We start from the raw sequence: 18,404 nt of genomic DNA on the forward strand, positions 1-18,404 counted from the left end.
GGCGTCCACGGGCACGCGCCGTCAGGCGCGCCGACCGGTCGTGCCGATCAGTACGAGGGGTACATCTCCATCGACGTGTTGACGACGTTCACCATCATCACGACGACCCACGCGATCACGCCGATCGTGAGCACGACGGTGAGCGCGATCGCGGCGGCCATCGGCAGGTACCCGCGACCGGCCTGACGCCGCACCACGACCGAGCGGCCGATGACGTACACGAGCGACGAGAGGAACGCCCAGGCCCAGTGGAACCGGCGCTGGTAGCCGAGCTTCGCGAGCTTGGCACTGTCGAGGGCGGCGAACCAGACCGAGAGACCGTAGACGATCCATCCGCCGAACGTCGCGGCGAGATACCACGGGTCGGTGTACGGGCCGAGGGCCGTGATCATCGAGTTCGACGACGGGTACATCGACTGCTCCATGTAGCCCTCGAAGTCCCAGAGGAAGATGGGCAGTGCGGCGAGCACCGGCATCGCCACGATCAGCCAGATCCAGAGCGTGTCGACCGGGGTGCCCTCTGGCACGCGAGCCGTCACCGCGGCGCCGCTGTACGGAGCCGGCTGCCCGGCGCCGTACACCGGGGTCGCCGCGTACGCGGGTGCGGAGGTGTAGGCCGGCGCATACGCCGGAGTCACCGGCGCGACGTACGCGGGAGCGGCCACCGGGGGTTCGACGGCGGGAGCCACGACCGGCGGGACCGACGGTGCCGGGGCGGCCTGCTCGACGGGCGCGACCGGCGCCGCCGGCGCGACGTGCTCGGTCCATTGCGCGCCGTTCCACCAGCGCTGCGCGGTGGCATCGCTCGGGTCGGGATACCAGCCTGCGGGTGCCGCACGACCATCGCTCATCGGTTCCTCCTGAGGGTTCTCGGACATGCTACGGGCACGACGGCGTCCACGCTCCGGAACACGGCGAGCGGATGCCGCTACAGCTCGACGACCGTCATGCCCGAGCCCCCGCCGCCGGCGGTGCCCATCGCGGCGAGCGCCGCGGGAACCTCGTCGAGCGTGATGCGCCGGCCGACGAGCTCGATCGGACGGAAGTCGCCGGAGGCGACGGCGCCGAGCATCGAGGGGTACTCGTGCGCCGCCATGCCGTGGCTGCCGAGGATCTCGAGTTCGCCGGCGATCACGGCATCCATCGGCATGGCGGCGAGCGCGGAGTCGCCGACCATGAGCCCGATCTGCACGTGTCGGCCTCGTTTCTTCAGGCTCCGCACCGACGCGAACGAGGTCTCCGTCGAGCCGAAGGCGTCGACCGAGACGTCGACGCCCCCGCCCGAGGCTTCGAGGATGCGCTCCGCGGCGCCCTCGCCGCCCTGCAGCGGTACCGCGCCGAGCCCCTCGGCCGCGGCGAGCGCGGCGTCGGAGACGTCGACGCCGTAGACCTTCACGCCTGCCGCGACGGCGATCATGATCGCGGAGAGGCCGACCCCGCCGCATCCGTGCACCGCGATCTGCTCGCCGGGGGCGAGCCGGGAGCGCGAGACGATGGCACGGTAGGCGGTCGCGAAGCGGCAGCCGAGCGATGCGGCCTCGACGAAGCCGAGCGACTCGGGCAGGCGGATGAGGTTCAGCTCGGCCTCGTCGATCGCCACGAACTCAGCGAACGAGCCCCAGTGCGTGAAGCCGGGCTGGGACTGGTGGTCGCAGACCTGCTCGTTGCCGGTGAGGCACTCGTGGCAGCGCCCGCACGCGCAGATGAAGGGGGCGGTGACGCGGTCGCCGACCGCCCAGCCGGCGTCGGGGTCGACGTCCGTGCCGAGCACGGCGATCTCACCGGCGAACTCGTGGCCGGGAACATGCGGAAGCGACACGGTGTCGTCGTGGCCCATCCAGGCATGCCAGTCGCTGCGGCAGACGCCGGTCGCGCGAACCCGGATCACGGCGCCGCGGGGCGGGCACTCGGGCTCCGGCACGTCGACGAGTTCGGGGTTCACACCGAAGGCGTTGAAGAGCACGGCGCGCACAGGAGTCCTTTCCGTATCGGGTCACGGATGTCGGCGGCAGTCACGGCATCGTCGCCGGATCGCGCGCGCGACATCCGCGAGCTTATCGGCCCGCGAGCGCCCGCTCGTACGGGCGGTCCAGCGGCGGTGGCGTGATTGTGTAACAATGTGCCATGCGATTCGTGACCGCCGTGCTGCTCGCGGCCGTCTGCTTCGGCACGACGGGCACCGCGCAGGCGCTCGGCCCCGAGGCGAGCGCGGCCTCGGTCGGCGCGGCGCGAATCCTGATCGGCGGCGGCGCCCTCGGCATCGCCGCCGTGATCACGATCTTCGCCGGTCGCCGGCACGGTGCGGTCGGGACACCCGCCGTCCCGGCGGCCGGCGTCGGCCCGGGGCATCCGCTGCCCGCCTGGCTGCTCGTCGCGATCGGCGCGGTGGGAGTGCTCGCCTATCAGCCGGCCTTCTTCGCCGGCACCGCCGCGAACGGCGTCGCCGTCGGCACGGTCGTGGCACTCGGCTCGGCACCCGTCATCACCGGCGGCCTCGACTGGGCGCTGCGCCGCCGCTATCCCGGGCACCGCTGGGCCGTCGCGACCGCGATCGCGACCATCGGCGTCGGCATCCTGGCCGCGGCGACGGGTGGGGGCGGCGGCGCCACGGGAGCCGATCCGCTCGGGCTGGTCGCGTCACTCGGCGCGGGCGCCTCGTACGCCGTCTACACGCTCGCCGCGAAGGCGCTGCTCGACCGCGGGTGGAACGGATCCGCGAGCATGGGCGCGCTGTTCGGCGTCGCGGCGGTCTGCAGCATCCCCCTGCTTGCGATGACGGATGCCTCGTGGCTCGCGACCGGGCCCGGTCTCGCGATGGCCCTCTGGCTCGGCCTCGTGACGACGACCGTCGCCTACCTGCTGTTCGGCTACGGCCTCGGCGGACTCGCACCCGCGACCGTCTCGACACTGACGCTCGCCGAACCATTGACCGCCGGCATCCTCGGCGTGGCAGTCCTCGGGGAGGCACTCACCCCCGGCGCACTGCTCGGGCTGCTCGTGCTGGCCGCAGGGATCGTCGTGCTCGCGACCGCGAACGCCGGCCGGAGGCCGAAGGTCGCACTGGGCTGATCGCCCGGCTCCGCCGGCGCTTCCCATGGAGCGCCGCGATGTCTGAGGACGGCGTCCGACGTGCTCCTTCGACCTGCCCGGGCACTGGCCGCAGTTCACCAAGCCAGTCCGGCTCGGTCAGGCGATCGTCGCGGCGCTCGAAGGCTGAGCCTCGGCCCCTCCGCCTCGGGCGTCGCGGTCGTCCCGGTCCGCGTGCTGGGGCGGGGCGCGCCGCCGCGCGGCGCCTCCCCCATCGGTTCCGCGTACCAGTGGTCGGCGCCCCGGCTGCAGGTGCACGAGAGCGCCACCGTCTCGTCGATCGTCACCGCACGGAAGAACTCGCGGTGGGGAGTCGGGATCTCGCGTCGTCGTCGGCCCATGGCTCGTGCTCCAATCTGCGCACGTCGCGGTGCGCTTACTGAAGAGACGGCGATCACGCTCGATCATGACGCGAGTCGAGCAACATGGGGCGTTGAAGGGGGTGCGCCGATCGGCCCGACCGGCCGCGCACCGATCCGTCAGAGCGCGTCGGGGCTGACCGAGAACGTGTCGCAGGCCCCGGCACCCTGCTCGTAGCCGGTCTCGAACCAGTTCATCCGCTGCTCGCTCGTGCCGTGCGTGAACGTGTGCGGATTCACCTGTCCCTGCGTCGCCTGCTGGATGTGGTCGTCGCCGACCGCCGCTGCCGCGTCGAGGGCGTCCCTGCGCTGCGCCGCCGTGATCGGCTGCAGGAACGGCACGCCACTGTCATCGGGCACCGTGGACGCATTGGCCACCCAGGCGCCCGCGAAGCAATCGGCCTGCAGTTCGACCCGAACGGCGCTCGACGCCGGCCCGGTCTGCCCGTCTTGCGAGCGCTCGAGCACGCCGGCGAGGTTCTGCACGTGGTGGCCCCACTCGTGCGCGATGACGTACATCTCGGCGAGCGGGCCGCCGCTGGCGCCGAACCTGCTGCGCAGTTCGTCGTAGAACGTCACGTCGATGTAGATCGTCTGGTCGGGCGGGCAGTAGAACGGACCGGTCGCCGACGAGGCACTGCCGCATCCCGTCGACACGGCCTGGTCGAAGAGCGCGAAGTCCTGCGGGGCGTTGTAGTTCACGCCCAGTGCCGGCGCCTCCTCGGCCCAGTACGCCTCGAGCGACGCCGAAGCGCCCTTCATGCGGCACTCGACGTCCTCGTTCGCGTCCTCGCCGGTGAGGCAGTGCTCGAGCGTGGAGTCGCTCGCCTCCGGCTGGGCTCCGCCGCCGACGAGCCCGCTGAGGTCGACGCCGAGGAACTGAGAGATCAGGAAGATCGCGAGCACGCCGAGGCCGCCGCCACCGAGGGCGATGCCGGTGTTGCGGCCGCGCTTCGAGGCCCTGCCCTTGCTGATGTCGGCGTCGGGATTGAACGTCATGATGAGACGCTACCGGGTGCGGGGTCGGTCGTCACCGGGTTGCGCGTCGTCGTTCTCGTCGTCATCGTCATCGTCGTCATCGTCATCGTCGTCGTCATCGTCGTCGTCGTCATCGTCGTCGTCGCCGCCATCTGGGCCGTCGTCGTCGGTGTCGTTGTCGTCGTCGTCGTCGGTGTCGTCGTCGTCATCGTCATTGTCGTCATCGTCATCGTCGTCATCGTCGTCGTCGCCGACCTCGTGACGCTCGTACACGACGGCGTCCCCGCCGAACCCGTCGCCGCCGGCGAACCGGTCGGTCGCGGTGATGAGCGCGTCGAGGATCCCGGGTTCGTCGAAGGCGTGCCCGGCGTCGTCGATGATCGTGAGCTCGGCCTCGGGCCACGCGCGGTGCAGATCCCACGCGGTCATCGCTGGCGTGCACATGTCGTAGCGGCCCTGGATGATCACGGCCGGGATGTCGCGGAGGCGCGAGGCATCCCGGATCAACTGCCCCTCGTCCCACCAGCCGCCGTGCCGGAAGTAGTGGTTCTCGATGCGTGCGAAGGCGGTGGCGTACTCGGGCGCCGTGTAGCGCGCGACGTTCGCGGCCTGCGGGAGCAACGTGATCGTCGAGGACTCCCAGCGCGCCCAGGCGATGGCGGCGGGCTCGTGCACCTCGGGATTCGGGTCGGCGAGCAGCCGCGCGTACGCCTCCACCAGGTGCGTTCGCTCGAGCACGGGGATCGGCGCGATGAAGTCCTCCCAGAGGTCGGGGAACACGGCTGAGGCCCCGCCCTCGTAGAACCAGTCGAGTTCCTGCCGGCGCAGCGTGAAGATGCCGCGCAGTACGAGCTCGGTGACGCGCTCGGGGTGGGTCTGCGCGTACGCGAGCGCGAGCGCACTCCCCCATGAGCCGCCGAAGACCTGCCAGGTGTCGATGCTGAGGTGCCCGCGGAGCCGCTCCATGTCGGCGATGAGGTGCCACGTGGTGTTGGCTGCGAGGCTCGCTCCGGGTTCGCTCGCGTGCGGGATCGAGAGGCCGCAGCCGCGCTGGTCGAAGAGCACGATGCGGTACCGCTCCGGGTCGAAGAGCCGGCGGTGGTCGGGCGAGGTTCCGGCACCGGGCCCACCGTGCAGGAACACGACCGGCTTCCCCTGCCGATTGCCCGACACCTCCCAATAGATGTGCTGGCCGTCCCCCACGTCGAGCATGCCGGTCTCCAGCGGCTCGATCTCCGGATACATCTCTCTCATAGCGTCACGGTACCGACCAGCGGATGCCGCGGCGGGGTGCCACGCTCATCCGCGGATCGAGTCCGGGACGTTCGGGGCCGGGCGGCGCGACCCGTCGTCGCGGCTAGGCTCGGAGCATGGCCGCGAAGAAGCCGATCACCGTCACGCTCACGGGCGCGGGCGGCCAGATCGGGTACGCACTCCTGTTCCGCATCGCCTCGGGCGCCATGCTCGGGCCCGACACCCCGGTACGCCTGAACCTGCTCGAGATCCCGCAGGGCGTTCGCGCCGCCGAGGGCGCAGCCCTCGAACTGCAGGATTCCGCCTTCCCGCTGCTCTCGCACGTCGAGGTCTACGACGACGCGAACTCGGCGTTCGCCGGCGCGAACGTGGCACTCCTCGTCGGCGCCCGCCCGCGCACCGCAGGCATGGAGCGCGGGGACCTCCTCACTGCGAACGGCGGCATCTTCGGCCCGCAGGGCGCCGCGATCAATGCGGTCGCCGCCGACGACATCCGCGTCGTCGTGGTCGGCAACCCCGCGAACACGAACGCGCTCATCGCGTCGGCCCATGCACCGGATGTCCCGGCCGAACGATTCACCGCGCTCACCCGGCTCGACCACAACCGGGCCCTCGGACAGCTCGCGGCCACCGTCGACACGCCCGTCGGAGACATCCGCGGCGTGACCATCTGGGGCAATCACTCGGCGACGCAGTTCCCCGATGTGGCGCACGCCACGGCGGCCGGCGACTCCGTGCCCGCGCTGCTCGCCCACCGCCTCGGCGGGCCCGAGGGTGCCCGACGATGGCTGGCCGAGCAGTTCATCCCTCGGGTGGCGAAGCGCGGCGCCGAGATCATCGAGGTGCGCGGATCGTCGTCGGTCGGATCGGCCGCGAGCGCCACGATCGACCACGTGCACGACTGGGTGCTCGGCACTCCCGACGGATGGACGAGCGCCGCGGTGGTCTCCGACGGTTCGTACGGCGTACCCGAGGGGCTCGTCTCCTCGTTCCCGGTCGACTCCGTCGACGGCGCCTGGCGCATCCGCCAGGGCCTCGAGGTCGACGACTTCGCACGGCGCGGCATCGAGGCATCGGTCGCCGAACTCGTCGAGGAGCGCGACGCGGTGCGCGCGCTCGGGCTGCTCTGACGGCGCCCGGCGCCGACGTAGGCTGAAGGCATGGCCGAGCAGACCCCCGCACGCAATGCCCGTCGCAGTCAGCTGATCGTCGGGCTCATCGTGGGCGTGATCGTCGGTGTGGGCGTGAGCCTCTGGACCGGATTCTGGCTGTGGCTGGCCGCCGGCATCGTGGTCGGCATCGTCACCGGCCTGCTCATGCGGCCGCCGTCGAAGGACTGACCGAACGCTCGAGCGATCGCGCCGGCGGGCCGATTCCGCTAGCGGGCCGACACCCCGATGTAGTCGACGATGCCGTCGATCAGGCGCGCGAGCCCGAACTCGAACACGTCCGACGGCCCGGCCTGCTCCACGGCGCCGGCAGCCTGGCCGACCCGCGCCGACACCGGGTAGCGTTTCGCGTCGAGGATCTCGTCGAGCAGCGGCTCGTTGCGCTCCCACCAGTCGACGGCCGATTCCTGGTCGACGGCGCGGTGACGCTCGGCGTCGAGGTGCGCACGCGCCGGCCCCGTCACGAAGCCGAGCAGCAGGGTGACGATGCGGTCCATGTCGAGGTCGGAGAGCCCCAGGCCGTCGATCGCCCGCAGGCACCACTCCCAGTGGTCGGAGACGTTCGGCCCGAGCGGCGGCCGGCTGGTGTCGATCGAGAGCAGCCACGGGTGCCGCAGGTACTCCTCCCACTGCAGGCGCGCGATCCGCGCGAGCCGCTCGGGCAGCTCGCCATCGAGTCGCGGCAGCTCCATCTCGCCCGCGACCCGGTCGACCATGAGGTCGACGAGCTCGGCCTTGCCCGGCACGTAGGTGTAGACCGACATCGGCTTCAGTCCGAGGCGATCGGCGATGCGGCGCATCGACACGGCGTCGATGCCGTCGACGTCGGCAAGCTGCACGGCCGTCGCGACGACCTCGTCGACGCTCGACCGCTGCTTGGGCCCACGGGATCCGACGGGCTCCCCGAAATGCGACCGCCACAGGAGCCGGAGCGTGCGGTCGGGTTCGCTGCCTGTGGATTCTCCCGCCATGCCGGACAGCCTATATTCTCCGTACACCATACGGTCACCCGGCCCGAGGCTCGGGTGAGTGTGCACCGAGCACGACGAAGGCCGGGCGTCGGCTGACGCCCGGCCTTCGATCGCTGCTACTTCTTCTTCGACTTCTCCGGCACGGGCAGCGTGCCGGAGGCTCGCTGCGCGGCGTAGTAGGCGCGGGCCTCGTCCTGCCGCTCCTGCTCGGCACCCGAGGCGATCTTCGCCCGCAGGTGCTCGGGGCCGTAACCGAACGCGTCGACCAGGTCTTGCGCGTGCGGACGCAGACGCTCGAGCAGGCGGTCGATGTAGGCGGTGACGGCCTGCGCGCGCTTCGGCGAGAGCCGGCCGTTGATGAGGTACCAGGCGAGGTGCTTCTCGACGAGGCCGAGGCCGAAGAGGTCGCGCACCCACGTGAGCACCTGCTTCGTGCCGGGGTCGGTCGTCTTCGCGAGCGCCCGGGTGAACGCCTCCCACTGCAACAGCTCGCCGTGTGCGCGCGCCGCCTCGATGAGCTCGTTCTGGTTGCGGTTGAACGCCGCGGCCGCGTCGGCCTTCGGGAGCTTCCGTGCATCGCGCAGGCGCCCGGCGATCTCGGAGATCATGGCCTCAACCCGGTCGGTGAGGAGCTCGCGCTGGGTCTGCTCGTCGCGGAGCTCGGAGACCGAGCGCGCCGTCGAACCGAAGTCGGCGATGGTCTGCGCGAGGCTACGGAGGCCGGTGCCGTGGTAGGCCCGGTCGGCCGTCTGCGCGACGACGTAGCGCGCCATCGCACCGGCATCCGCCTTCGCGAACTGCTTCGAGAAGTCCGTCAGCAGGCGCTTGGCGACGAGCTGCAGGAGCACGTTGTTGTCGCCCTCGAACGTCACGTAGACGTCGAGGTCCTGGCGGAGCCCCACCATGCGGTTCTCGGCGAGGAAGCCCGAGCCGCCGGCGGCCTCGCGAGCCTCCTGCAGCGTCTCGAGCGCGTGCCATGTCGACAGCGGCTTCAGGGCCGCGGCGATCGTCTCGAGGTCTTGGCGGTCGTCGTCGGTGTCGGCGGCGCCCGAGAACACGGCGTCGAACTTCACGAGGAACTCGTCGTGCGCGAAGATCTGCGCGTACGTCGTGGCGAGCTTCGGCAGCAGCCGGCGCTGGTGACGCTGGTAGTCGAGCAGCACCTCCTCGTCGGTGTCGCTCGCCGCGTTGAACTGGCGACGCTGGTTGCCGTAGGTGATCGCGATCGTCAGCGCCATGGCTGCCGCGGTCGTGGCAGCGCCGTCGAGGGAGACGCGACCCTGCACGAGGGTGCCGAGCATCGTGAAGAAGCGGCGACCGGGGCTCGAGATGGGGCTCGAGTAGGTGCCGTCTTCAGCGACGGAGCCGTAGCGGTTCAGCAGGTTCTCGCGCGGGACGCGCACGTTCGTGAAGTGCAGGCGCCCGTTGTCGATGCCGTTGAGGCCGCCCTTGAGGCCGTCGTCCTCACCGCCGATGCCCTTGAGGAAGCCGCCCTTCGCGCCCCGGATCGGCACGTAGAAGGCGTGCACGCCGTGATTGACGCCCTTCGTGATGAGCTGCGCGAAGACCACGGCGGCGGTGCCGTGCACGGCGGCATTGCCGAGGTAGTCCTTCCACGCGCCGCGGAACGGCGTGTTGATCACGAACTGCTGCTTCGCCTCGTCGTACGTCGCGGTCGTGCCGATGGCCGCGACATCCGAACCGTGCCCGGTCTCGGTCATGGCGAACGCGCCGGGCACCTTCAGCGACATGATGTCGGGCAGGAACGTCTCGTGGTGGAACTCGGTGCCGAGGTGCAGCACGGCGGCGCCGAAGAGGCCCCACTGCACGCCCGCCTTGATCTGCAGGCTGGGGTCGGCGATCACGAGCTCTTCGAACTGGGCGATGTTGCCGCCGTGGTCGTCGAACCCGCCGAGCGACGTCGGGAAGGCGCGGTGCACGGCCTTCTGGTCGACGAGGATCTTCAGCTGCCCGAGCACGCGCTCCCGGTGCTCGGCCATCGACTGGCCCTCGATGCGCTGGAGGTCGGGATGGGCGGCCCGCTCGCGAGCGGCCAGCCGGAGGTCGGCCCAGGTGCCGAGCAGCTGCCGGCCCAGCGTCGCCACGTCGATCGAGGGCTGCGCGGGCGATGCGGGCTGCGGGGCGGATGCCGCGGTGCGCGCGGACTTCGGCGGCGCCGTGTCGGCCGGGCGCTCGGGGGCGGTCTTCTGCTGCTTCGAGGCGGTGCGGGGTGCCGTGTCAACCATCGTCGGTGTCTCGTCCTTCGTGTGCGATCTGGGCTTGCCTCCACGGTAGGTCGAGCGGATGTCGCGGGGAAACCCTGCGTCCGTGCCCTACAAACCGGCGTGGCGGCGCCTTGAACAGCACTGTGAAGACTCTACAAAAGCTCCTCGCGGCACCGATGGGATACCGACAACGACCTCAGTCGCGGAAGAAGGCGTTCGCCCGGCCCGACCAGAGGAAGGCGAGCACGATCACCGAGACGAGCACACTGAAGTACTCGCCGATCGCGCCTGCCGGGTAGGCGATCGCGAGGAAGATCGAGGCCCCGATCGAGATCACCTGGAGGATCGTGATGAACAGGCGGGCTCCGGAACTGCCGCGCAGCAACCCGCCCGCCACGGCGATGACGACGACGCCGACGAGGATCGAGAAGATCGCCGAGGCGATCATCTGGCTCGCGCCCCCGAACTGCTCCACGGTCGCGGCCACGCTCGTCTGGAAGAGGAGGATGGTGCCGCCGAGGACGTCGAGGGCGCCCGAGATCCATGCGAGCACCGCGATGAACGTGACGCCCCCGGGGCGGCCGATCGAGTTCACTCAGGCCTCCGGCATCCGGCTGCCGAAGAACACGCTCGACTTGTGCCCCCAGAGCAGGAACAGCACGACGAGGGAGACGACGATGCCGAGCCACTCGCCCACCGCACCGCCGAGATAGGCGAAGGCGAGGAAGAGCGAGCCGATGATGGAGAGCACCTCGAGGACCGTGATGATCATCCGCGACACCCAGTTGCCGGTGAGCAGTCCCGCGGCGACGGCGACGACGATGAGGCCGAGCACGATCGAGCCGATCGCGGCCACGTAGAGCGGGCCGGTGCCACCGAGCCCGTCGGCCACGGATTCGACGCCCGCCTGGAACAGCAGGATGGTGCCCGACACGATGTCGAGCGCTCCTGCGATCCACGCGAGGATCGCGACGACGGTGACGCCCATCGGTCGAGCCATCTGATCGGACATGCCGAACCCCCTTGCCCCATGCACCGTCGACGCGGCGCCCCTGGGCTGATGCTAGCGCCGTCGGGGCATGCATGTCTCGATTTCGGCCGAGGCGCGCCCGGAAACCGAAAGGCCCCCGCCGATCGGCGGGGGCCTCGAGCAGGTGGCAGGGCCGACCGGCGTGGATCAGGCGGGGTAGCGGAGGCCGTGCCCGAAACGGAACAGGGGGTCGGCCGTGTCGAACGGCACGTCGGAGCGGCTCGCCTCGACGGCGGCCATGCTCGACGGCAGGTCGAATGGCATCTTGCCCTTGGGCGAGGCATCGCCGACGAGCACGTCGAGCAACGCACGCGGGCTCGCGCCCCAGTTGGCGGTGAGGGCCGCGAGCTCGCCCACGAACGGCGTGAGGATCGCCGGCCGGTCGAGGAAGACGTCGACCAAGGTCGGCACCGCCGCCGCGATCTCGCGCACGTGCGCGATCTGCTCGGCCGTGTAGTCGAGCGAACCCGAGTGGAAGAAGTTCTCGAACATCGTCGGGCGCTCCTCGAACGGCGCCTGCGGTCGCAGGATCGCGACATCCGCTTCCGCGGGCGTCTCGACGACCTGGCCGTACTCCGCCGCGATCTCGGGGGCGATGCCCTCGACGTAGAGGCGGAGGCCTCGTGCGATCGGCAGGGCGGGGCGCACGGCGCCCGAGGCATCCGGTCGCTCGCGGTTCACCAGCAGGGTGATCGCGGCACGCTGCGCCGCCTCGCCGGCGGCGACGAACTCGGCCGAGCCGACGACGCGTGCCGCTCGCTCGACGTCGACGAAGGGCCGCTCGAAGAGGCCGAGCACGAACTTCTCGCGCAGGAGGCGCCGCGCCGAGACATCGAGGCGATCCTCGGTGATCTCGCCCGAGTTCACGAGGTCGACGAGCATTTCGGGGTCGGCCTCGCCGCCGAACTGGTCGACGCCCGCGTCGATGACCTTCTTCATGCGCTCGCGCGGGGTGAGGTGCTCGACGCCCCACGCACGGGCCGGGAAGGGCTCGCCGAAGATCGAGGAGTCGTTGATGAGTCCCCAGTCGGTGCAGACGATGCCGTCGAAGCCGTAGCGTTCGCGGAGCAACCCGGTGATGACGGACTTGTTGAAGCCGAAGCCGACCTCTTCGTACTCGGTGCCGACGGGCATGCCGTAGTACGGCATGATCTGGCTCGTGCCCGCCTCGAACGCGGCCTCGAAGGGCTTCAGATGGGTCTCGAACTCGCCGCCCGGGTAGACCTGCTCGCGGCCGTGCGCGAAGTGCGGGTCTTCACCGTCCTTCTGGGGGCCGCCGCCCGGGAAGTGCTTCGTCATCGTCGCGACGGAGTCGGGGCCCAGCTCGGCGCCCTGGAAGCCGCGGATGTAGGCGGCGCCCATGCGACCGGCGAGTTCGGGATCTTCGCCGAACGTCTGGAGGGCGCGCGACCAGCGCGGCTCGGTGGCGAGGTCGATCTGCGGGTGCAGCGCCACGCGGATGCCGACCGCCGTGTACTCCTGACGGGCGATGTCGCCGAACTGCTCGACGAGCGCCTCGTCGCCGACGGCCGCGAGGCCCATGGTCTCGGGCCAGACCGAGAACGACCCGGTGAGCATGCCCGAGAGCGGATTGTCGGTGTACGAGTGCCGCGGGTCGGTCGAGACCGTGACGGGGATGCCGAGGCGGGTCGCCGCCGCGGCCTCCTGGAGGCGGTTGTGCCACTCGGCGATGAGCTCGGCCGTGGGCGGGGTCTGCAGCACGTTGAAGTGGTTCATGAGGCGGCGCCCGACGTAGTCGTCGGTGGCCGGCAGGCCGAACATGTCGTCGCCCTGCGAGAGCGTGCCGTCGGCTCCGGCGGCGATCATCGTCTGGAAGAAGAGGCCCGCCTTCTCGTCGAGCGTCATCTGCGACAGGAGGATCTCGACGCGCTCGGCGACGGGCAGGCTCGCGTCGCGGTAGCGCAGGTCGAGTTCACCGGCGGTGTCGACGACTGCCGCGGCATCCGTCTCGTGGTTCAGCTGATCGGTCATGCCAGCACTCCTTCATGCTTCGAAATCGGCCGCTTCGCGGCATCCGGTTCATCATAAACCGAATGTCGCTTGGTTTTCGACCCGCGGCGGAAACGCACAGCTTCGAGATCCGCCCCGCTGCCGATCGAGGAGCACCGGCCGCGGTGCGTATCGAGATCCCGCGACGGGTCCCGATACGCACCGCGTCAGCCGGTCATCGGCCGGCGAGCGGTCGGCTACGCGCTCCGCTGGTAGACGCGGAAGGCGCGCGTCGCCACCCACGCGAGCACCGCGGTGAACACGGCGAGCAGGCCGAGGTGCCCCCACACGCTTGCCCAGTCGGGGCTTGCGCCGAGCGCCTCGCGGCCCGCCACGACGGCCCACTCGAACGGATTGAAGCGGGCGACCTCGGCGACCCAGTCGGCCGACAGGCTCGTGTCCATGAGCGCCGAGCTCAGGAACATGAGCGGAATCGTGATGAGCTGCGAGATGCCGATCAGCACGTTCTGGTTGCGGGCGAGCAGCGCCGCCGCGTTCGACAGCGCCGAGAACGACGCCGTGAGCAGCATGGCCGCGAGCAGCAGGATCAGGATGCCGCCGAGCCCGCCGTCGAACCGCGCGCCGCCGAGCCAGGCGACGCCGAGCACGATGAGCGACTGCACGAGCGTCAGGAGCGCTTGGTAGACCAGCGTCGCCACCATCATGGCTCCGCGACTGGTCGGCGAGGTGAGGAAGCGGTCCATGACGCCGCGGTCCATGTCCTGGATGTAGCTCGTGCCCGCCCAGGCGCTGCCGAACAGCGCCATCATCATGACGATGCCGGGCGTCAGGAACTCCAGGTAGTTGTCACCACCCGTGAAGCCGGGGATGTCGACGACCGAGGTGAAGAGCTGTCCGAACAGCAGCAACCAGATGAGCGGCTGCACGACGTTCATGACGATGAACGCCGGAATGCGCACCACCGCGCGTAGTTGCCGGAGCGTCAGGTAGGCGGTGTGCCGGAAGAAGCTCGGGCGCGCGTACGCGGGAGCCGCTGCGACCGTGAGCCGGTTCGTGAGCGCGGTCATGCTGCCGCCTCCTCGAGATCGGTGCGGGCATCGGCCGACGAACCGGCGTGCACCGCGGCGAAGGAATGCCCGGTGTGGGCCAGGTAGACGTCGTCGAGGCTCGGCCGCGACACGGTCGCCGATGCCACGGAGACACCCTCGGCGTCGAGCGCCGCGAGCACGAGAGGCAATGCGGCGCCTCCGCCGTCGACGCGGGCCCGCACGGCACGACCCTCGGCCGCCACCTCCCGGAACCCGCCGAGACGGTCGAGCGATTCGAGCACCTGTGCGATGACGGATGCCTCGTGCAGCTCGATCACCACGGCATCGCCGCGCAGCTCGCTCTTCAGCTGATGGGGCGTACCCTCCGTCACGACGCGCCCTGCATCGACGATCGCCAGCCGGCTCGCGAGCCGATCGGCCTCCTCGAGGTAATGCGTGGTCAGCAGCACGGTCATGCGCTCCTCACGCGACATCCGCTCGATCTCGGCCCACATCTCGGCACGCGCCTCGGGGTCGAGACCGGTCGTCGGCTCGTCGAGGAACAGCACCTGCGGGCGGTGCATGAGGCCGATCGCGACGTCGAGCTTGCGAGCCATGCCGCCGGAGTAGGTCTTCACCTGACGTCGGGCCGCGCTCGTGAGTGCGAACCGTTCGAGCAGCTCGCCCGCTCGGCTCCGTGCGGCGCGGGTCGACATGCCGTGCAGCTGGCCGGCCAGCACGAGGTTCTCGACGCCCGTGTCCATGGGGTCCGAGACCTGCTTCTGGGCGACGAAGCCGATCGCGCTGCGTGCACGGCCGGGGTGCTTCGCCACGTCGATGCCGGCGACGGTCGCGATGCCGGAGTCGGCACGCGAGAGGGTCGAGAGGATCTTGACGGTCGTCGACTTGCCGGCGCCATTCGGCCCCAGCAGGCCGAAGACCGTGCCCTCCTCTGCCTGGAACGTGAGCCCGTCGAGGGCTCGGAGCGGGGGCTTGCCGCGCCCCTGCGAATAGGTCTTGACGAGATCGGCGGCCACGAGGGCCATCCCGTCGGGTGATGCAGCCATGAGGCTCTCCTTCGGTGGGGAGCCGTTCGGTCGTGATGGCGCGCCGGTAGAATGGAGGCACGCACTGGGGTGGATTCGATTCACGTTGAACGACTCGGTTGCGAGATGGCTCGGGTGTTGCCGCATCCGGGCCATCGATCTGTGTACTGTTCGATGCTGCTGGTCAGGGCTGCTGCTGGTCTGCGGCTCCTTCCGCCAGGTACTGCGCGAGCTTCGCCTCGAGCTCCTCGGCGCTCGCGCCGGACTCGATCAGCTCGTGCATGGTCCTCCACGCGTCGAGTCCGCCGAGCTCGCCCGCTTCGAGGCGCTCGAGCATGCCCGCGACGAACTCGCGCTCGGCACGGGTCATGGCGACGCGGTAGTGGAACTCGACGAGGAACAGCTCGGGCAGGCCGAGGTCATCGGACTGCTCGGCGAGCTGCGCTCGCGACGCCAGCTCGGCGTCGAGGCGCCCGAGCCGCTCGCGCAGGAGCTGGATTGCCTCGTCGGGCGCGAGCAGTGCGATGAGCGAGAGGCCCGACTCGAAGGCCGGGTACTCCTTGACCGGCACCGCGATCAGCTCGCGCATCCAGTCGTGCGCCTCGGCGCGGCCGGCATCAGTGATCGCGTACACGATGCGCTCGGGGCGATTGCCCTCGCGCTCGACGCGTGCCTCTTCGATGAGGCCGTGCTTCTCGAGCGACTTGATGATCGCGTAGAGCGAGCCGAAGTTCAGCTTGATGCTGTCTTCCTTGCCGCGCTCGCGCAGGGTCGTCGTGATCTCGTAGGGGTACATCGGGCGCTCCCACAGGCTCGCCAGCACTGCGAGTGCGAGCGGGTTGCTCACCGGTCGACGCGACATACTCACCTCCAAATACTTTGTTCAGAGTATATCGCGAGTGAGCGCGCGTCAAGGGCTTGGGATGCCGCTGCGGCGCGCGTGCTCGTCGAGGCCGGGAGGCGCGTGCTGGTGGAGGCCGAGACCGACGCGCGCTCGTTGAGGCCTGGAGGCACCTGCTCGCAGAGCCGCGAGGCGCGCGCTCGTTCAGATCGAGAGGACATCTGCGATTCCGAGGAGGGATTTCGCGAGTTCCCTCCTCGGAATCGCAGATCTCCTCGTGAACGCGACGGGCGACAGGCAAGGCGTGAGGGCGTGAGGGCGTGAGACCGTAACGGCGTGAGACCGTGACGGCGTGAGGGCGTCACGGCGTGACGCGCCTCGGAGACAGGAACGGCGGCTCAGGCCGAGGCGACGACCTCGAGGAGCGCCTCGCCGTAGGCCTCGCGCTTCTTGGCGCCGATGCCCGTGATGCCGTCGAGGTCGGTGAGGCTCGCGGGCTTCGCGACCGCCACGGCACGGAGGGTCGCATCGCCGAAGACGATGTACGCCGGCACGCCCTGCTCTTTCGCCTCACCGGCGCGCCAAGCTCGGAGTTGTTCGAAGAGCTCGGCCTGTGCCGGCTCGAGGTCGGCCGCAGCGGTGGTCGCCCGTGTGCTGCGTGAGCGCGATGGGCGATCGACTTCGGTGCGGAGCTTCACGACCCGCTTGCCCGAGAGCACGTCGGCCGCGGCATCCGTCACCGTCAGGGTGCCGTACTCGCCATGCGTGGCGAGGAGGCCTTGGGCGAGCAGTTGCCGTACAACGCCGCGCCACTGCTGGTCGCTGAGGTCTTGGCCGATGCTCCAGGTGGCGAGCGCGTCGTGGCCGTACTGGCGCACGCGCGGCGTCGCCTTTCCGCGCAGGATGTCGACGAGGTGGCCGGCGCCGAACTTCTGCCGGCGCTCGCGCTGCAGGCGCACGATCGTCGACATGAGCTTCTGCGCCGGCACCGTGCCGTCCCATGAGGCGGGCGGCTCGAGGCAGGTGTCGCAGTTGCCGCACGGCTCGCTGGGCTGACCGAAGTAGCCGAGCAGGTTCTGGCGTCGGCACTGCACCGTCTCGCAGAGCGCGAGCATCGCGTCGAGGTGCTGGGCGAGACGGCGCCGGTGGGCGAGGTCGCCCGGGCTCTCGTCGATCATGCGGCGCTGCTGCACGACGTCTTGCAGCCCGTAGGCGAGCCACGCGGTGGCCGGCGCACCGTCGCGCCCGGCACGACCGGTCTCCTGGTAGTAGCCCTCGACCGACTTCGGCAGGTCGACGTGGGCGACGAAGCGCACGTCGGGCTTGTCGATGCCCATGCCGAACGCGATCGTCGCGACGACGACGACGCCCTCTTCGCGAAGGAAGCGCTCCTGCGTGCGACGGCGTACGCCAGCGTCGAGACCCGCGTGATACGGCATCGCGTTGACGCCGTGCTCTGCGAGGTACGCGGCGATCTTCTCGGTGCTCGCCCGCGAGAGCGCATAGACGATGCCCGCGACGGGGTTGCCGGCCGCGTCGCGACCCTCGCTGCGGATGAACTCCAGCAGCTGCTTGCGCACCTCGAGCTTGCCGTCGATGCGGTACTGGATGTTCGGCCGGTCGAAGCTCGAGACGAAGTGCTCGGCTCCCCCGAGGCTGAGGCGCTCGGTGATCTCGCGGTGGGTCGCCTCGGTCGCCGTCGCGGTGAGGGCGATGCGCGGCACCTCGGGCCAGCGCTCGGCGAGCTCGGAGAGCGCGAGGTAGTCGGGCCGGAAGTCGTGCCCCCACTGCGCGACGCAGTGGGCCTCGTCGATCGCGAAGAGCGCGATCGTGCCCTGCTCGAGGAAGCGCTTGGTCGCCTCATTGCCGAGCCGCTCCGGAGCGACGTAGAGCAGGTCGAGCTCTCCGGCGAGGTAGGCCCGTTCGACCTCGGCCCGCTCGTGCGACTGCTGGCTCGAGTTCAGGTAGGCGGCGCGAACGCCGTTGCGCACGAGCGCGTCGACCTGGTCGTGCATGAGGGCGATGAGGGGCGAGACCACGATGCCCGTGCCCTCTCGAAGGAGCGACGGGATCTGGTAGCAGAGGCTCTTGCCGCCACCTGTCGGCATGAGCACGACCGCGTCGCCGCCGCCCGCCACCTGCGCGATGATCTCGGCCTGCTCGCCGCGGAAGCTGTCGTACCCGAAGACGGTGTGGAGGGCTTCGCCCGCCGAGTCGAAGCGGGCGGGCGCGGCAGCACGTCGGCCGGCGGCGGCGGCGTTCGAGGGTCGGTCGGCCGATGCGCCGGCTCCACCCCTCGCGCCGTGCGGAGCAGCCCCTCGCCCGGCACCGGATCGCGCGTCGTCGACGGGCGGAATCCACTCGTCGTCGGGCGGCGGGGCGAGCTCGTCGGGGTCCCACGGGACCTCGTCGGTCCAGGCGGGTTCCGCGTTCCAGCTCATCCGT

Annotated in this window: 15 protein-coding genes and 1 pseudogene; 3 read left to right on the top strand and 13 right to left on the bottom strand. The window is 70.5% G+C overall.

What is annotated here, in order from left to right; translation table 11 throughout:
- Positions 1-47 precede the first annotated feature (47 nt).
- Together ASD23_RS12965 and ASD23_RS12970 are read right to left on the bottom strand one after the other, a co-directional pair.
- On the bottom strand, positions 48-851 hold the full coding sequence (locus ASD23_RS12965) for a DUF2510 domain-containing protein (protein WP_056011227.1): 804 nt from the start codon (positions 849-851) through the stop codon (positions 48-50).
- Between the two features lie 77 nt (positions 852-928).
- A complete protein-coding gene (locus tag ASD23_RS12970; RefSeq protein ID WP_056011231.1) occupies positions 929-1,972 on the bottom strand; it encodes an alcohol dehydrogenase catalytic domain-containing protein in 1,044 nt (347 codons plus the stop codon).
- A 152-nt stretch (positions 1,973-2,124) separates the two neighbouring features.
- Between ASD23_RS12970 and ASD23_RS12975 the strand changes: the two genes are divergently transcribed.
- A complete protein-coding gene (locus ASD23_RS12975) occupies positions 2,125-3,069 on the top strand; it encodes an EamA family transporter (protein WP_056011233.1) in 945 nt (314 codons plus the stop codon).
- A gap of 497 nt (positions 3,070-3,566) precedes the next feature.
- Here ASD23_RS12975 and ypfJ read toward each other — a convergent pair whose 3' ends face one another.
- The gene (gene ypfJ / locus ASD23_RS12980) at positions 3,567-4,445 is read right to left on the bottom strand and encodes a KPN_02809 family neutral zinc metallopeptidase (RefSeq protein ID WP_056011236.1); all 879 of its coding nucleotides are present in this window, start codon (positions 4,443-4,445) and stop codon (positions 3,567-3,569) included.
- A gap of 282 nt (positions 4,446-4,727) precedes the next feature.
- Positions 4,728-5,678 (bottom strand): annotated as a pseudogene (pip, locus tag ASD23_RS12985) (prolyl aminopeptidase); the annotation flags it as partial.
- Between the two features lie 116 nt (positions 5,679-5,794).
- Here pip and ASD23_RS12990 point away from each other — a divergent pair.
- Together ASD23_RS12990 and ASD23_RS12995 are read left to right on the top strand one after the other, a co-directional pair.
- Positions 5,795-6,808, top strand: a complete 1,014-nt coding sequence (locus ASD23_RS12990) for a malate dehydrogenase (protein WP_056011238.1) — start codon at positions 5,795-5,797, stop codon at positions 6,806-6,808.
- 30 nt (positions 6,809-6,838) lie between these two features.
- Entirely contained in the window at positions 6,839-7,018 is a 180-nt protein-coding gene (locus tag ASD23_RS12995) for a hypothetical protein (protein ID WP_056011241.1), read from the top strand.
- Positions 7,019-7,056: 38 nt separating this feature from the next.
- Here ASD23_RS12995 and ASD23_RS13000 read toward each other — a convergent pair whose 3' ends face one another.
- From ASD23_RS13000 to recQ, 9 genes are all read right to left on the bottom strand, one after another.
- Positions 7,057-7,818 (bottom strand): TetR/AcrR family transcriptional regulator, encoded by a 762-nt coding sequence (locus ASD23_RS13000; protein WP_056011244.1) that lies wholly within the window; start codon positions 7,816-7,818, stop codon positions 7,057-7,059.
- A gap of 116 nt (positions 7,819-7,934) precedes the next feature.
- Entirely contained in the window at positions 7,935-10,064 is a 2,130-nt protein-coding gene (locus ASD23_RS13005; protein ID WP_056011247.1) for an acyl-CoA dehydrogenase family protein, read from the bottom strand.
- Positions 10,065-10,239: 175 nt separating this feature from the next.
- Entirely contained in the window at positions 10,240-10,638 is a 399-nt protein-coding gene (locus tag ASD23_RS13010) for a DUF7144 family membrane protein (RefSeq protein WP_082571422.1), read from the bottom strand.
- Complete coding sequence (locus ASD23_RS13015; RefSeq protein ID WP_129232037.1) at positions 10,639-11,055, bottom strand: DUF7144 family membrane protein; 417 nt, start codon at positions 11,053-11,055, stop codon at positions 10,639-10,641.
- A 165-nt stretch (positions 11,056-11,220) separates the two neighbouring features.
- Positions 11,221-13,065 (bottom strand): glycoside hydrolase family 3 protein, encoded by a 1,845-nt coding sequence (locus tag ASD23_RS13020; protein WP_056011253.1) that lies wholly within the window; start codon positions 13,063-13,065, stop codon positions 11,221-11,223.
- Positions 13,066-13,280: 215 nt separating this feature from the next.
- Positions 13,281-14,111 carry an ABC transporter permease gene (locus ASD23_RS13025; protein WP_056011255.1) on the bottom strand — a complete coding sequence of 277 codons (831 nt, stop codon included), beginning with the start codon at positions 14,109-14,111 and terminating at the stop codon, positions 13,281-13,283.
- On the bottom strand, positions 14,108-15,139 hold the full coding sequence (locus ASD23_RS13030; protein WP_056011261.1) for an ATP-binding cassette domain-containing protein: 1,032 nt from the start codon (positions 15,137-15,139) through the stop codon (positions 14,108-14,110). Before ASD23_RS13030 ends, ASD23_RS13025 begins: the two co-directional genes overlap by 4 nt.
- Before the next feature lie 163 nt (positions 15,140-15,302).
- On the bottom strand, positions 15,303-15,965 hold the full coding sequence (locus ASD23_RS13035; protein ID WP_235507734.1) for a PadR family transcriptional regulator: 663 nt from the start codon (positions 15,963-15,965) through the stop codon (positions 15,303-15,305).
- 392 nt (positions 15,966-16,357) lie between these two features.
- Positions 16,358-18,400, bottom strand: a complete 2,043-nt coding sequence (gene recQ / locus ASD23_RS13040) for a DNA helicase RecQ (protein ID WP_056011267.1) — start codon at positions 18,398-18,400, stop codon at positions 16,358-16,360.
- Positions 18,401-18,404: the final 4 nt, after the last annotated feature.

Origin of the sequence: Agromyces sp. Root1464, assembly GCF_001427265.1 — a bacterium.
In the GTDB taxonomy this organism is placed as follows: domain Bacteria; phylum Actinomycetota; class Actinomycetes; order Actinomycetales; family Microbacteriaceae; genus Agromyces; species Agromyces fucosus.

What these genes read in the sequence shown, in the direction of transcription:
- ASD23_RS12975 (WP_056011233.1), top strand. Translation starts at nt 2,125, where the DNA reads ATGCGATTCGTGACCGCCGTGCTGCTCGCGGCCGTCTGCTTCGGCACG.
- recQ (WP_056011267.1), bottom strand. Translation starts at nt 18,400, where the DNA reads ATGAGCTGGAACGCGGAACCCGCCTGGACCGACGAGGTCCCGTGGGAC.
- ypfJ (WP_056011236.1), bottom strand. Translation starts at nt 4,445, where the DNA reads ATGACGTTCAATCCCGACGCCGACATCAGCAAGGGCAGGGCCTCGAAG.
- ASD23_RS13020 (WP_056011253.1), bottom strand. Translation starts at nt 13,065, where the DNA reads ATGACCGATCAGCTGAACCACGAGACGGATGCCGCGGCAGTCGTCGAC.
- ASD23_RS13025 (WP_056011255.1), bottom strand. Translation starts at nt 14,111, where the DNA reads ATGACCGCGCTCACGAACCGGCTCACGGTCGCAGCGGCTCCCGCGTAC.
- ASD23_RS13030 (WP_056011261.1), bottom strand. Translation starts at nt 15,139, where the DNA reads ATGGCTGCATCACCCGACGGGATGGCCCTCGTGGCCGCCGATCTCGTC.
- ASD23_RS13015 (WP_129232037.1), bottom strand. Translation starts at nt 11,055, where the DNA reads ATGTCCGATCAGATGGCTCGACCGATGGGCGTCACCGTCGTCGCGATC.
- ASD23_RS12995 (WP_056011241.1), top strand. Translation starts at nt 6,839, where the DNA reads ATGGCCGAGCAGACCCCCGCACGCAATGCCCGTCGCAGTCAGCTGATC.
- ASD23_RS12965 (WP_056011227.1), bottom strand. Translation starts at nt 851, where the DNA reads ATGAGCGATGGTCGTGCGGCACCCGCAGGCTGGTATCCCGACCCGAGC.
- ASD23_RS13005 (WP_056011247.1), bottom strand. Translation starts at nt 10,064, where the DNA reads ATGGTTGACACGGCACCCCGCACCGCCTCGAAGCAGCAGAAGACCGCC.
- ASD23_RS12990 (WP_056011238.1), top strand. Translation starts at nt 5,795, where the DNA reads ATGGCCGCGAAGAAGCCGATCACCGTCACGCTCACGGGCGCGGGCGGC.
- ASD23_RS13000 (WP_056011244.1), bottom strand. Translation starts at nt 7,818, where the DNA reads ATGGCGGGAGAATCCACAGGCAGCGAACCCGACCGCACGCTCCGGCTC.